Below are 16,052 nucleotides of genomic sequence, written 5' to 3' on the forward strand. Positions count from 1 at the left end.
AATTTATCCTACCAATTCCACGAATTTAAATTCACCTTCAACGGCAACTTTAGTCAAACCATGTTTTGATAAATTTTTCATAGCTGCATCCCATTTTTTACCGCTTAAATTAGCTGTAACTTTTAGCTGCGCAAGATCCATTTTGTTTTCGTTCTCTTTAAGGAAGTGAATAATTGCTTTCTCTTCATCAGATAATTCAATTAATTGTTTTTTCTCCGGACGCATTTGCGGGAATAATAAAACTTCTTGAATAGAAGCATTGTTTGTTAAATACATAATCAAACGATCCATTCCAATTCCCATTCCAGAAGTTGGAGGCATACCGTATTCAAGTGCTCTTAAGAAATCTTCATCGATAATTCCGTTAGCCTCATCATCACCTTTTGCAGCCAAACGCATTTGATCTTCAAAACGCTCTCTTTGGTCAATTGGGTCATTCAATTCAGAATACGCATTTGCAATTTCTTTTCCACAAACCATTAATTCAAAGCGCTCAGTCAAGTCTGGATTATCACGGTGTTCTTTACAAAGCGGAGACATTTCTTTTGGATAATCAGTAATAAAAGTTGGCTGAATATAGTTTCCTTCGCATTTCGCTCCAAAAATCTCATCAATCAATTTTCCTTTACCCATTGTTTTGTCCACCTCAATTCCCATTCCTCTTGCCGCTTCAAACAATTCTTCTTCTGATTTACCAGAAATATCAAAACCAGTAAAATGTTTGATAGAATCCGTCATAGTAACACGAGCGTAAGGCGCTTTAAAGTTGATTTTGTGTTCGCCAAAAGTAACTTCACTAGTTCCGTTTACAGCAATTGCACAATGCTCTAATAAACCTTCAGCAAACTCCATCATCCAGTTGTAGTCTTTGTAAGCTACATATATTTCCATTGCAGTAAATTCAGGATTATGTGTTCTGTCCATTCCTTCGTTACGGAAGTTTCTAGAGAACTCATAAACACCCTCAAATCCACCAACAATTAATCTTTTTAAATACAATTCGTTTGCAATACGCATGTAAAGCGGAATATCAAGCGAATTATGGTGCGTGATAAAAGGTCTTGCCGAAGCACCACCAGGGATTGACTGTAAAACAGGGGTATCAACTTCAAGATATCCTGCATCGTTAAAATAACCACGCATTGCTGTAAACAACTTTGTACGTTTGATGAAAGTTTCTTTAACCTGCGGATTTACAGTTAAATCTACATAACGCATTCTGTAACGTAACTCAGCATCATTAAACGCGTCGTGAACGTTTCCTTCTTCGTCAACTTTTGGCAACGGAAGCGGACGTAATGTTTTGCTCAAGAACGTAAAACCGCTTACACGAATACATTTTGCACCAACTTGCGTAGTAAACAATTCACCTTCAATACCAATAAAGTCACCTAAATCAGTTAATTTTTTAAATACTTGGTTGTATAACGTTTTATCATCGCCTTCACACAAAACATCACGATTCACGTACAGTTGAATACGTCCTTCGCTATCTTGCAATTCAGCAAAACAAGCTTTACCTTGATCACGAACACTCATCAAACGTCCCGCAACGATAACCTTCTTACCTTCTTCAAACGACTCCTTTATTTGCTTCGAAGTATGATTTACAGGAAAAAGATTAGCTGGATAAGGATTGATTCCTAAGCTGCGTAAGTTTTGAAGTTTTTCTCTTCTGATGATTTCTTGTTCTGATAATGCCATTTTTGTGCTTTTTTTAAGAGTGCAAAGATAAAGAAAAGAATGTAGATTTTAGAATGCGTGTTTTAGAATTTTTGCAACAGCAATTTATTGTATTTCAATCCCCTTTTGCCCCGTATAGACTGGCGTGGGGACTATGTACTGTTTTAAAATAAAATAGTTTTGTAAGAAATTGAATCAGAATCTAGTTATCTTAGCGACTTATAAAAACTCAGAATATCCTAAAAAATGAAATTTATATCAGCCTTTTTATTGTTAATTCTGCTTACAAGCTGCACTATAACCGAAACAATAATAATAAACCCAGACGGAACTGGAAATATTGAAGTTTACAGTCTTAGAGATGAAAATAGTGTTATGCAGTTAGGGAAAAATAGTCCTTCTTCGGAGAAATTTATTGATACCATATTTGTTTTTCAAGATTACATTACTAAATATCAAGAAACTTTTGTGCGATTTAGTAAATCAGATCAAGCATTATTTCAGGAACATTCTAATGTGAAAATGCATGTAAAAATGGATCCAATTCAGATGGAGAATTTTAATATTGTTTCATGCGATTTTAAAAAGATAGAAGAAGTTCCTAATGTTTATGAAAGCCTTAGTTTAGCAAGTTGTTTAAAAGAAAATTATACAATAGTTAAGCCATTTTATAAAATAAAATACAGTTTTGACGGTGTTACATTTAGAAGAAATTTGATAATTACGGACCAAGAAAAATTTGATGAAAGAATGAAAGAAGTGCAGGATAAGAAAAAAATGTTTTCCAATTTTAAATTGAAACAATCTTATGTTTTGAACTACTATTTTCCAAGAAAGATAAAATCGGTTTCAAACGAAAAAGCAGTTATAAGTGCCGATAGAAAATCGTTAAGTTTAGAATTTCAGCTTTCTGATTGCGTACAGAATCCTGAATTGACAAATTTGGAAGTGATTTTAGAATAAAACTTAAATTATTATCAAAAGAAGGTATCTTCGCAGCTTACTAACCAAAAAATTAAAATCATGAAAAAAGGACTGTTTTATATCCTTGCAGTATTATGTATGTCAAGTTGCACTATTAAAGAAAAAGTGGTTATAAATGAAGATGGCTCAGGGTCTTTTTCGTATGGATTTGACATGGCGGGAATGTATAAAATGGGAATGAAAAGTTCAGATTCTTTAAAGGATAAAAAGGTTATTGATACTACGTTTAATTTTAAAGAATTATTTGATAAAGCAAAAGATAGTATAGCAAAACTGCCGGCAGCAGAGAAAGAAATGCTTAAGGTTCTGGAGAATTTTAAAATTAGTTTAAAGGTGAACGAAGAGCAAAAGCAAATGGAGTATAATATGATATTTGATTTTCCTGATTTAAACAGTATTCAAAAAATGGCATCTCCAACTCAGGCGATGGAAAAATTAGCTCTTTCTGATAAAAAGCGACTTGGAGCTTTAAGTGCAGCACCAAAATCGGAGGATAATAACTCTACTTCGTTCCTTTATGATGGAAAGAGTTTTACTAAAGTGATTTCGAGTACTGAGGATAATAAAAAAGCAGTTTCGAAGCCTAAAAAGAAAAAGGGAAAAGAGGAAGATGATCCTTTTTCGAAGAAAATGGAGGATATGATGAAGGAATGTAAATATTCGATGGAATACCATTTTCCTAAAAAGATAAAAACGGTTTCTTTAAAAAATGCTGTGATTGCTGCTGATAGAAAGAGTTTTATTTATGATGTTCCTTTAGAGAATATGCAGGACAACAGCAATATGAATATTGGATTTAAGGTAATATTTGAGGATTAATCAGCGAGTTTACAAAGTAATATTCTTTTGAATAGAGTTCGTATATTTGATAAAAAAATTACACAACGATGAAATTATTAAAATTATTAAGTTTTTCTTTTTTATTAGCCTTTTTAACAAGTTGTACTTTTACGGAAAGTATTTACATTAATGATAACGGAACTGGGAAATTTTCTGTAGATATGGATGGGTCTGCTTTGATGGAAATGGCAGGCGACCAAATTGGAAGTCAAATGGGAGCTGATGCCAAAAAAGATATTGATTCTAGTTTTACTTTCAAGCAATTATTTGAAGAGAAAAAAGATAGTATTGCAAAGTTGTCTCCAGAGGTTCAAAAAGAACTGAAGAAACTAGAAAGTTTTGCTGTTCATACTAAAATGAGTAGTGAGAAAAAGCAGTTTTTAATGACTTTATCGACTGATTTTAAAAATGTAAATGAATTGCAGGATATTTTGCAAACTGCCAATGTGCTTCAAAAACTTGAAGGAGGAGCAGGAGCAAGTCCGTTAGGGAATGGTATTGGGAACAATAATAGTGTATTGACTTATACATATGATGCTAAAAAGTTTACTAGAAAGGCTATAATAGATCCTAAAAAAGTTGCCGAAATGGTTAAAGATTCTGCGGGAATGTCAAAAATGATGTTTGCATCTTCAACTTACGTTGTGAGTTATCATTTCCCGAAAAAAATCAAAAAAGTATCAAATCCGAATGCGTTATTCAGTGATGATCGAAAATCAATTACAATTCAATACCCTTTTACGGATTATATGGAGAATCCTGACAAACTCAACTTTGAAGTAGAGTTTGAAAAATAAATAAAATGAATAAAAAAATTCAACTTCAAGATCTAGGAAACAGAGATTATAAATCGACGTGGGAATATCAAGAAGAGCTTTTTAAAGCTATAGTTGATTTAAAAATCAAAAATAGAAGGGAAGAACTTGATTTGCCAACTCCCAATTATTTATTGTTTGTTGAGCATCCTCATGTTTATACTTTAGGCAAAAGTGGTGATCTAGAGAACTTGTTATTAAACGAAAAACAGCTTGAAGCCAAAGGAGCAACTTTTTACAAAATTAACCGCGGAGGTGATATTACTTATCACGGACCGGGACAGGTTGTGGGTTATCCAATTCTAGATTTAGAAAACTTCTTTACAGATATTCATAAATATTTACGTTTTTTAGAAGAAGCAATTATTCTGACTTTGGCAGAATACGGATTAGAGTCGGGCAGGAGTGAAGGTGAAACCGGAGTTTGGCTTGGTGTGGGAACACCATTTGCGCGTAAAATATGTGCAATGGGCGTTCGTGCTTCGCGTTGGGTTACCATGCACGGATTTGCATTAAATGTAAATGTAGATTTAGGATATTTTGATAATATAATTCCATGCGGTATTCGTGGTAAAGGCGTTACTTCTTTAAATGTTGAACTCGGTGTTGAACGTGTTGATGAGGAAGAAGTAAAGTCTAAAATCAATAAACATTTGGCTCATTTATTTGAAGCTGAATTTATTACAGAAAAATCAAATTAAAACTAGTTTTAGTTTTTGAATATTTACTTTATACCTATTGAATATAATTGCTTTTATAGAAATTATATTCAACGGGTTTTTCTGTTTTAGATATGGATATGATCGATAAAAAAGCAATTTTAAATAGTTTAAGACTTCCTGAAAAAGAGCTGGAGGAATTATCGAATATATGCGAGCATAAAATAATTGATAAAGGAGATTATTTTATTGTGGCAGGTCAAATTCCGCGTAAGATGGCTTTCGTTTTAAAAGGATTGTTTCGATATGTTTATAGTAATGAAAATGGTAACGAGTTTACAAAAAGCATCATTACCGAAAATAACTTTATAAGTTCCTATTCAGCAATGATTCATAATAGTATTTCTCATTTTTCGGTTGAAGTTTTGGAAGAGGCAGAAATTTTAGAAATTGATTATTTGAGATGGCTGGAAATGAAAGAGAAAAACTCTTTTTGGAATGGTTTTTTACTTCAAATATTAGAAAAAGCTTTTTGTGTTAAAGAGAAACGAGAGCGGGAATTACTGCTTTTGGATGCAGAAAAACGATATGAAATTTTTGTTGCTGAGTTTCCAAATTTAGAAAGTAGAGTTTCGCAGCAAATTATAGCTTCATATTTGGGTATTCAACCTGAATCACTTAGTAGAATTAGAAGAAAATTTAAGACTTAACATAGATCAATGCATAGTTTTGCGACGATGGGTATTTTTGATGCTTAATTTAAATATTGAGCTATGAAAATCACGAATAGTACTATCGTTATTACTGGAGGAAGTTCAGGTATAGGATTTGAAATGTGTAAACAGTTTTTAAAACAAGGTAATACAGTAATTACTTGTTCACGTTCTGTTGAAAAACTCAAAGAAGCTCAAAGAATACTGCCCGATCTAATTGTTTATCCTTGTAATATTGCAAATGAGCATGAATGTGAAGTGTTTGCAAAATGGATTGAGGCTTATTACCCTCAGATAAATATCTTGATTAATAACGCTGCGATTGTTCATGGAACGGCTTTTATAGAAGATGATTTGATTTTGCAAAAAATGAATGATGAAATTTCAACCAATTTTGAAGCTCCAGTTCGTTTGATAAAATTGTTATATCCTATTCTGATCAAAAATAAAAATTCGAAAGTTATAAATATTACTACTGGTTTGGTGTATGTACCAAGAGGTGTTTATACTTTCTATAATGCCGTAAAATCAGCCTTGCACTCCTTTACCCAAGTCTTGAGGTATCAGCTTAAAAATGAACCAATACAGATTATTGAGGTGTTATTTCCAGTTGTAAATACGCCTTGGCATAATGGTAAGCCTCCTAAAATTGCTATATCTTCAGAAAAGGCTGTTACAGAAGTGTTTAAAGGACTTGATAAGAACAAATTGGAAATAAGAATTTCGAAGGTAAAGTTATTATATGTGCTTTTTAGAATTGCTCCACATTTTGCATTCAAAAAAATAAATAGTTTAAGCTGATTTTTTTACTGTTTATGCAAACGGAATCCCTTTTGCTTGTTAGTAAATCTTGGTTTTATACCTGTTTTATTTATAAGATTAAAGTTAAAATATCGTAAATTAAAGTAGGAAAAAGATTTAAATTTAACATTTATTTATTGTTTTCGTAAGAAAATAATTTCATTTTTGCTAAATACTAACCAAAACTAAGCAAAAATGAAATTACAGTTTAAATGTATTTTAATATTATTTATGATGTTAATTATACAAATTTCTTTCTCTCAAGAAAGAGTTGTTTCTGGAAAAGTTTCCGATGAAAGCGGATTTCCTCTTCCAGGAGTTAGTGTTCTTGTTAAAGGAACTAAAAAAGGATCTCAAACAGATATTGATGGAAAATATGCTGTAAAAGCATCTCCAGGAGAGGTTTTGATTTTTAGTTACATGGGAATGAAAACTCAGGAATTATCTGCTGCAACAGCGGTTGTGAATGTAAAACTATCAAGTGTTTCTAATGAACTTGATGGTGTTGTTGTAACGGCATTAGGAATTAAAAGAGAGAAGAAATCTCTTGGTTATGCCTCACAAGAAATAAAAGGCGCTGATTTGAATTCGGGTGTTGCCAGCGGAAATTTCCTAAATGAAATTTCTGGAAAAGCAGCTGGTGTATATGTTAGAAAAAACACCAATTTTGGAGGGTCTACTAATGTTGTATCAAGAGGGGTTAAGAACCTTACGGGTGATAATCAGATGCTTATTGTTATAGACGGAATGCCGATTAACAATAGTAATATTAATTCAAATTCGGCAAAACAAACCGAGGGAGTTCGAAATACTTACGATTACGGTAATGCTGGTATGGATATAAATCCAGACGATATTGAATCTCTTAATATATTGAAAGGAGCTGCAGCCGCGGCCTTGTACGGCTGGCAGGCTGGTAATGGCGTAATCATGATTACCACTAAAAAAGGGAAAGCAAAAAAGGGAATGGGTATAACTGTTTCAAGTGAAGTAACAATTGGTTCACTTGATAAAAACACTTTTCCTACTTATCAAAATAAGTATGGTCAAGGTTATGGACCAACTTATGATGATAAAGGCAATCCGAAAGGTATTCCTGTAGGACCTACCGGAGCTTTTTTTGTAATAGATAAAAATGGTAATCAAGTTTCGACCACATTTGATGATGCATCTTATGGTGTGGCTTTTGATCCAAATCTGTCTGTTTATCAATGGAATGCTTACACGCCTTACTCTTCAAATTATGGTAAAAAAACACCTTGGGTGGCTGCGGCAAATGGTCCTGTTACTTTTTTTCAAACAGCACAAATTTTCAATAATTCTATCTCTTTTGAAGATGGAAATGAAAAGACCAATATTGTTATCAACTACAATAATTATAAAGAAAATGGAATATTGCCAAACAGTGAACTTAAGAAAAATAATTTAAGCCTTAAGTTAAATCATAAATTTACGGATAAACTTACAGCAAATATTTTTGCAAATTATTTGGCTCAATCTACGGTTGGAAGAAACTCTACAGGATACAGTGGAGATAATGTAGCAAGTAGTTTTAGACAATGGTGGCCTTTAAATGTTGATTTAAAAGAGCTGAAAACTGTTTTTGAAAATTCGGGAGGACAAAACGTAACATGGAACATGAAAGATCCCGCAAATGGTGATATATCTTCTAAATCTGCTAACAATCCCTATTTTACGAGATATAAAAATTTTCAATCTGATGAAAGAAATCGTTTTATAGGTTATGTACAATTAGATTATAAATTAACAGACTGGTTATCTGCTACAGGAAAAGCAAGTACTGATAGTTATTCTGAACTTCGTGAAGAAAGAAGAGCCGATGGTGCAAGCAGTGCTGTATTTGGTGTAAGCAGAGCATCAGTGCCTTCTGGATACCAAAGATATAATGGAATGTTTTCTGAACAGAATTATCAATTCACACTGAATTTTAATAGAAAGTTAACGGACAATTTTTCTTTAAATGGTCTGGTTGGTGTAAATGGCTTAAGAACACGTCGTACTTCAATATTAGCTTCTACAGAGGGAGGACTAATAATTCCAGGAATATATTCATTGACAAACTCTAAATCAGCAGCACCATTTCCTATTGAAAAAGAAGAAAATTCAGGAGTTAATAGTGTTTATACTTCGGCTTCATTAGGATATAAGGATTTCTTATTTTTAGAAGGAACAGTACGTAATGATGCATTTTCGACTTTGCCAAAAGGAAACAATGCGGTTAATACTTTTTCTACATCAGCAAGTTATGTGTTTACCAAACATGTTCATCAAGATTGGCTTTCGTTTGGGAAACTTAGGGTAAGTTATGCCGAAAATCCACAAGGAAATATTGATTTGTATGCGTTACAAGACACTTTTGATAAGTTCGACAATTTTGGATCAAATCCTCTTTATTCAAAACCAAGTATTGCCGCTAATTCAAATTTGCGTCCTGTAAAAACAGCCTCTCAAGAAGTTGGTTTAGAGATGCAGTTTTTTAATAGAAGACTTGGATTTGATACTAGTATTTACAAAAGTTTGAGCTCTGATCAAATTTTTCCTGTTGATTACTCTACAGGAACAGGGTATTCTTCAAAATATGTAAATGCAGGTTCAGTAGAGAACAAAGGGATAGAAGTCCAGCTTAATATGACCCCAGTAAAAATGAAAGATTTTCAATGGGATATTTTTGTAAACTGGTCTAAAAATAAAAATACTGTTGTTGAATTGACAGAGGGTATTGAAATATTGACATTAGGAACTTTTCAGGGCGGAGTAAGTATTGTTGCGAAAAAAGGACAGCCGTATGGAGATATTATTGGCGCTGATTATGTGTATGCAAAAGATGGACAAAAAATAACGAATAATGGAACTTATGCGATCACATCAACGACTACAAATGTTATTGGAAATGTTACTCCTGATTGGTTAGGAGGAATTAGAAATAAATTTACTTACAAACAAGTTTCTTTAGGGTTCCTGATTGATATGCAAAAGGGCGGAGACATCTTTTCATTAGATCAATATTATGGGCAAAATTCAGGTTTATATGAGTCAACTGCTGGTTACAATGAATTAGGAAATCCGGTTCGAAATACATTAGCAAATGGCGGCGGAGTTATACTGCCAGGTGTTAATGCTGATGGAACGCCAAATACGACAAGAACTCCAGCTCCAGAAGTAGCAGGAGGGATTTATGGCTATACAAAAAATCCACAAAAAGCATTTATATACGATGCAAGTTACATCAAATTAAGAGAAGCAAGTATTACTTATAGTTTTCCTTCGGAGGTTGTATCTAGAATGAAATTGACAGGTTTGAAATTGTCATTAGTTGGCTCTAATTTATGGATTATTCATAAAAATCTTCCAGGTGCTGATCCAGAAAGCGGACTGAGTTCAGGTAACTTATCAGCAGGATATTCAAGCGGTTCATTGCCTACTACAAGAAACATAGGATGTAATCTAACATTAAAATTTTAAATCATGAAAAAAATACTTTTACTGATCTCTTTTATTGGCATCATGACTTCATGCAGTGATGATCTTACAGATAAAAATGTTGATCCTAAAAAGCCAACTATTACTAAGGCAGAATATTTGTTTACCAATGCTCAGAAAAAAATAGTAGACCAAATGGTAAGCACAAGCGTTAATAACAATGTTTTTAGATTGTTTGCTCAACAATGGGCAGAAACTACTTATCCTAACGAAAGTCAATACGATTTAACGGGACGAAAAATACCTGATAATCATTTTAATGCTTTCTATAGAGATGTATTATTTGATTTGTTTGAATCTAAATCAATGATTGAATCTCAGTCTACTATGACAGATTCTGAAGCTGTAATAAAAGAAAATAAACTGGCACTTATTGATGTACTTGAAGTTTACTCCTACAGCATATTGGTTGATACTTTTGGAAACATTCCTTATACACAAGCCGGAGATATTATAAAATATCCTTTACCAGTTTATGATGACGCTAAAACAATTTATAAAGATCTTATAGCTAGATTGATAAAAGATGAAGCTGTATTTAAAAAAAATGCTTCGAGCCCTAATTTTGGAAGTGCTGATATCATTTACTCGGGAAATGCAGCAAGTAATTTGAAATGGGCAAAATTTGTTAATTCGTTAATTATAAGATTATCTGTAAATATTTCGGACGTAGAACCTGATTATGCAGCAGTTCAGCTTCAGGCTGCTCTTGCAAATGGTGTGCTTTCAAGTAATGCAGATAATACAAAATTGGTTTATTTAACTACTACAGGTAATCAAAATCCGTTGTATACAGATTTAGTTGCCAGTAATAGAACAGATTTTGTTCCTGCTGAGCCTTTTGTTGCAGCTATGGATGCGGTGGGAGATCCTCGAATGGTTAAATATTTCGTTAATGATACTCCAATACCTGTTCTTCCTGCAGGGAGAACTTTTATTGGAGGGACTTATGGAGAAGCAAATGTATACAGTAGTTCTTCTCACCTAACCAAAACATTTAATAGTCAAACATATCCGGGTACTTTGTTTGATTATGCGGAGTTACAATTTTTATTGGCCGAAGCTGCAGAGAAGAACTTAATTCCGGGAGGATCTGCTCAAGCAAAAAAATATTATGATGCTGGAATTACAGCGTCAATGCTGGACTGGGGATTAACAGCAGCAGATGCAACAGCTTATTTGGCAAAACCTAAAGTGGATTATACCAATGTTCAAAGCGGTGCAACTTGGAAGGAAAAAATTGGAACTCAAGCTTGGTTTGCACTCTATAATAGAGGATTTGAGGCTTGGACATCTTACAGGCGATTAGATTTCCCTGTTCTAAAAGCACCAACCTCTGCTATTAATAAAAATATTTTGACAGTGCCTGTTCGATATACTTATTCAGGAAAAGAGCAATCTGTAAATGGAACTAATTATACGAAAGCAGCTATTGCCATTGGCGGTGATAAAATGAATACCAAATTGTTTTGGGATAAATACTAAAGCGATCTGATGACTAAAAAAAAGACTTATCATTTTTTTGATAAGTCTTTTTTTTTATTCGAAAAAATCAAGTTCCAGTTGATCAGGTAAAAGTCTGAAACTCATTCGGTGATATTTTGTTGTTCCGTATTTTCTAATTGCTTCTCGATGCTCTTTGGTTGGGTATCCTTTATTTTTTTTCCAGTTATACATTGGAAATTCTTCGTGAATTTGATCCATGTATTCATCTCGATAGGTTTTTGCTAATACTGATGCCGCTGCAATGCTTAGAAATTTGGCATCACCTTTTACAATACTCGTATTTGGGATAGATTTCAGCAATTCTATTTCAGCAGAAGAAAACTGTTTTCCAACAGTATTTTTTAATCCTAGTTTTGCATTCAAGGCACGGTTACCATCTACAATAATATATTCAGGAACTTGACTTAATTTTAAGATACATTCCTGCATTCCCTTCATTGATGCATTTAATATGTTTATTTCATCAATCTCATCAGGAAATAAATGTGTTACAGAAAAACAAAGCGATTGCTCTTCGATAATTGGTTTTAAAAGTGCACGTGTTTTTTCAGACAATTGTTTACTGTCATTTAAAATCGTATTCTCAAAATCTTTTGGAAGAATTATAGCCGCTGCCGTAACAGGTCCTGCTAGACAACCACGTCCTGCTTCATCTGTTCCTGTCTCTAATGAAAATCCTGAATAATTAAGCTGCAGCATCTAGTTCTTTTTTTTGAAGTGCAAATATTGTAATTTTTTTTCAAAATTTATTAAAAAGGCAAATTGATCAATACTGGTAGAAAGTGTGTTTTTTTGAAGACTTTTATTTAAGTAGAATGGTGTAGTTCTATAGAATAGTTCTAAACACAAATCGTGTTTTGTGTCAAGATTTTGATTTGTCTTTGATGCATGTTTTTTAATATTGTTAAAATTGCAGGTTACTTTCGTTTCAGTTAAGATATATTCTAAGTTGTAATCGAAGCATCTAAGTTTTACTCTTTTTTTCTCAGCTGCATTTATTATGTTAAAATAAATTAAAAATTATTGAGTTGAAAGTGGGGCATTTTTTGGGCTATCAATTGTAAATAATGAACTTAAATAACTAGTTAAGTGTGGAAATGTGCCTTTTTGCTATTTTTTTTGTTAGGATAATTGTTACATTTTAAACAAAATGCACTCCGTTTTAAGGGTTTTGTTACAGTTGTAAATGTTAATATTGTGTTAAAATTATAAAATTAGATATATTCTAGATACAGCTGTATTGTTATATATAATAGGGTTTTAGCTAAAAAATGTTGATTTACTGCGTTTTACTGTTAATGCGCTATTAAAGTAATGTTGGTGTTCTGTTAAAAAGACTCTTGTTATTTTAAGAAATAATTAAGATGTTTGTCGCATACTAATTCAAATATATACCAAAATGAAATTAAAATTACAATGGATCTATTCGCTATTGATAGCGCTTTCTATTCAGTTTTCTTATGCTCAAGAGAGGACTGTTACAGGTATCGTTTCAGGTGATACAGGAGTTATTCCAGGGGTTAATGTTATTGTTAAAGGCACAAAAGTTAGTACGCAAACAGATTTTGATGGAGGTTTCTCTATTAAAGCAAAAACTGGAGATGTACTTCTTTTTTCTTATGTTGGGATGGATCAGGTTACAGCTGTGGTAGGACCTTCTTCAACAGTAAGTGTTAAAATGAAAGATTCAGGAAAATCTTTGGACGAAGTTGTTGTTGTTGCCTATGGTAAAGCAAAGAAAAGTTCTTATACAGGTTCTGCTGCTTCGATCAAAGCAGAAGATTTTGAAAATAGAGCAGTAACAAACGTTTTATCTACAATTGAAGGAGCTACTTCAGGTGTTCAAATTCAAAGTGCGTCTGGACAACCAGGTGCTGCTCCAGCAATTAGAATCCGTGGTTTTAGTTCTATCAACGGATCAAATACACCGTTGTACGTTGTAGACGGAGTGCCGTTTGCAGGTGATATTAGTACTTTGAATTCTGCTGATATTGAAAGCTTAACAGTTTTAAAAGACGCATCTTCAACGTCTCTTTATGGATCAAAAGCAGCTAATGGTGTAATTATTATTACAACAAAAACTGGTAAATCATCAAAAGATAAGTTTTCACTAAATGTAAGTCAAGGATTGACTTCAAGATTGATTAAAGAATACGATAGAGTTAATGTTTATGATTACTACCCTTTAGAGTGGGAAGCAATTAGAAACAGCCGTCCAATGGGAACACCTGCTCAGATAGATGCAGCTAACACATATGCATCTGGTAGAGTTCCAATCGAATTGGTTACAAACCCATTTAATGTTCCAAACGGACAAATCGTTGGTACAGATGGTAAATTAAATCCAAATGCTAAACTTTTATATCCAGATGATTTAGATTGGACAAAAGAATTAGAGAGAGCTGGTACAAGACAAAATGCTGACTTTTCGTACCAAGGAAAAAGTGATAAATCAAACTATTTCGCTTCTTTAGGATATCTTAATGAAGAAGGATATGTTCAAAAATCTGATTACGAGAGAATTTCTGCTCGTTTGAATCTTAACACTGCTTTGAAAGAGTGGTTCAAAACTGGTATTAATTTAACTGGTACTACTACAGATTCTAATATGGCAGTAAACGGAGTTGATAATACAAGCTCTTTTAATAACCCGTTTAGAGCAACTAGATATATGGGGCCTATTTACCCTGTTTATGACCATGCACCAAACGGAGATTATTTGTTAAATCCTGTTACTGGGGATAAAATCTACTCAACTCGTAGAGGTGCTGGTGCCGCACCAGGCAGAAATATTGTTTATGAAACACTAAACAATACTGATAATCAAAAAGGAACGGCTTTATCAGCAAGAACTTATGTTGAATTTAAGTTCTTGAAAGATTTTAAATTTACTGCAAACGCAGCATTGGATAAGACTTACTTAAACAGAACATATACATATAACACAGAAATTGGAGACGGTGCACCTACAGGATTGATAGCTAAAGAGAACAGGATTATGACTGGTGTTACTTATAACCAGTTATTAAATTATGACAAGAAAATTGGTGATCATACAATCTCAGTTTTAGCAGGACACGAAAGTTTCGACTACGAAAGGGAATGGTTGTCTGGTACTAAAACAGGTCAGGTTTTTCCAGATAATCCAGAATTTATTAATTATGCGACAGTAACTGACCTAACATCTTATACAAGAAATTATGGAACAGAGTCTTATTTGTCAAGAGTAGGATATGACTATAAAGATAAATATATCCTTTCAGGATCATTTAGAAGAGACGGTTCTTCTAAATTTGCAAATGATAACCGTTGGGGGAATTTTTGGTCAGTTGGAGGTGCTTGGGTACTTTCAAGAGAAAGCTTCTTAGAAAATAGCGGATGGATCAATGAGTTAAAATTAAGAGCTTCTTTAGGAGAGGTTGGTAATGATTCTCATTTAAGTTTTGATGATTTAAGTTATTATGCAAGCTTATCAACATTTAGTTTAGGATATGATAATCAGAGTGAAGGTGGTGCTATTGCAAGCTCTGCTGGGAACCCAAATTTAAAATGGGAAAAAAATACTCAAAAAGATATTGCTGTTGAATTTGGATTGTTTAAAAACAGACTTAGAGGTAGTGTTGAGTATTACAACAGAAGCACAGATGGTTTAATATTTTCAGTACCAAATCCATTATCTTCAGGGCTTGATAACAGAATCGAAAATATTGGTTCTATGTTTAACAGAGGTTTCGAAGTTTCTTTAGATGGAGTTGTTGTTAAAACAAATGACTTTTCATGGGGATTGAATATAAATGCATCTACAATTCATAATGAAATTACTAGTTTGCCTCAAAAAGAGATTATTAATGGAACTAAGAAATTAATGGTTGGGCAGTCTATGTACGACTATTGGTTGAGAGCTTGGTATGGTGTAGATTCAGCTGATGGATATGCTTTATACGTATCAGATCCAACTTTAATTGTTGCAGGAGATGCGACACAAAGAGTTGTTAATGGCGTTAATGTAACAACAGATCCAAATAAAGCGTTGTATCATTATGCTGATTCAGCAATTCCAGATTTGTTTGGTAGTTTTGGGACTAATTTTGAATATAAAGGTTTAAGATTGGAAGTTTTATTTGCTTATCAAATAGGTGGAAAAATGTATGATTCTAATTATGCATCACTTATGCATACTGGAAACAATTATGGATCTGCTTTAAGTGTAGATGCTCTTAACAGATGGCAAAAACCAGGTGATATTACTGATGTTCCAAGAATGGACGTTAGTAGAAATACTCAATCAACTGCAGCTTCTGACAGATGGTTAATAGGTTCTGATTATTTATCTTTAAGACAAGTTAATTTATCTTACAAGATGCCTTCAGAGTTAATCACTAAATTAGGAGTGGATAATGCTACCTTGTATGTAAATGGTGAAAATTTATTATTATTCACTAAACGTCAAGGGATGGATCCAAGTCAAACTTTTAATGGAACAACTCAAAATAGATACATGCCATCTAGAGCTATTACATTAGGGTTAAACTTAAACTTTTAAAAAAAAA

Annotated in this window: 11 protein-coding genes; 9 read left to right on the forward strand and 2 right to left on the reverse strand. The window is 33.0% G+C overall.

Annotation, left to right across the window (positions count from 1 at the left end):
* Positions 1–3 precede the first annotated feature (3 nt).
* Positions 4–1,704 (reverse strand): lysine--tRNA ligase, encoded by a 1,701-nt coding sequence (gene lysS, locus ACHRV0_RS11890; RefSeq protein ID WP_395440985.1) that lies wholly within the window; start codon positions 1,702–1,704, stop codon positions 4–6.
* A 225-nt stretch (positions 1,705–1,929) separates the two neighbouring features.
* Between lysS and ACHRV0_RS11895 the strand changes: the two genes are divergently transcribed.
* From ACHRV0_RS11895 to ACHRV0_RS11930, 8 genes are all read left to right on the forward strand, one after another.
* Positions 1,930–2,646: a hypothetical protein gene (locus tag ACHRV0_RS11895; protein WP_395440986.1), complete on the forward strand. Its 717-nt coding sequence runs from the start codon at positions 1,930–1,932 to the stop codon at positions 2,644–2,646.
* Between the two features lie 60 nt (positions 2,647–2,706).
* Positions 2,707–3,486, forward strand: a complete 780-nt coding sequence (locus tag ACHRV0_RS11900) for a hypothetical protein (protein WP_395440987.1) — start codon at positions 2,707–2,709, stop codon at positions 3,484–3,486.
* Positions 3,487–3,554: 68 nt separating this feature from the next.
* Complete coding sequence (locus ACHRV0_RS11905) at positions 3,555–4,304, forward strand: hypothetical protein (protein ID WP_129023208.1); 750 nt, start codon at positions 3,555–3,557, stop codon at positions 4,302–4,304.
* A gap of 5 nt (positions 4,305–4,309) precedes the next feature.
* Positions 4,310–5,023 (forward strand): lipoyl(octanoyl) transferase LipB, encoded by a 714-nt coding sequence (gene lipB / locus ACHRV0_RS11910; protein ID WP_129023207.1) that lies wholly within the window; start codon positions 4,310–4,312, stop codon positions 5,021–5,023.
* A 98-nt stretch (positions 5,024–5,121) separates the two neighbouring features.
* Entirely contained in the window at positions 5,122–5,691 is a 570-nt protein-coding gene (locus ACHRV0_RS11915; protein ID WP_395440988.1) for a Crp/Fnr family transcriptional regulator, read from the forward strand.
* A 63-nt stretch (positions 5,692–5,754) separates the two neighbouring features.
* Positions 5,755–6,495, forward strand: a complete 741-nt coding sequence (locus tag ACHRV0_RS11920; RefSeq protein ID WP_395440989.1) for an SDR family oxidoreductase — start codon at positions 5,755–5,757, stop codon at positions 6,493–6,495.
* A 195-nt stretch (positions 6,496–6,690) separates the two neighbouring features.
* The gene (locus tag ACHRV0_RS11925; RefSeq protein WP_395440990.1) at positions 6,691–9,978 is read left to right on the forward strand and encodes a SusC/RagA family TonB-linked outer membrane protein; all 3,288 of its coding nucleotides are present in this window, start codon (positions 6,691–6,693) and stop codon (positions 9,976–9,978) included.
* 3 nt (positions 9,979–9,981) lie between these two features.
* Positions 9,982–11,481, forward strand: coding sequence for a SusD/RagB family nutrient-binding outer membrane lipoprotein (locus ACHRV0_RS11930; protein ID WP_395440991.1), 1,500 nt, complete (start codon positions 9,982–9,984; stop codon positions 11,479–11,481).
* Positions 11,482–11,535: 54 nt separating this feature from the next.
* Here the strand turns inward: ACHRV0_RS11930 and ACHRV0_RS11935 are convergent, their stop codons facing one another.
* Positions 11,536–12,201, reverse strand: a complete 666-nt coding sequence (locus ACHRV0_RS11935; protein ID WP_395440992.1) for a ribonuclease HII — start codon at positions 12,199–12,201, stop codon at positions 11,536–11,538.
* A gap of 700 nt (positions 12,202–12,901) precedes the next feature.
* On the opposite strand from ACHRV0_RS11935, the gene ACHRV0_RS11940 reads away from it, so the two are divergent.
* A complete protein-coding gene (locus tag ACHRV0_RS11940; RefSeq protein WP_395440993.1) occupies positions 12,902–16,045 on the forward strand; it encodes a SusC/RagA family TonB-linked outer membrane protein in 3,144 nt (1,047 codons plus the stop codon).
* Positions 16,046–16,052 lie beyond the last annotated feature (7 nt).

Origin of the sequence: Flavobacterium sp. FlaQc-30 (assembly GCF_044005885.1) — a bacterium.
Taxonomy (GTDB): Bacteria; Bacteroidota; Bacteroidia; order Flavobacteriales; family Flavobacteriaceae; genus Flavobacterium.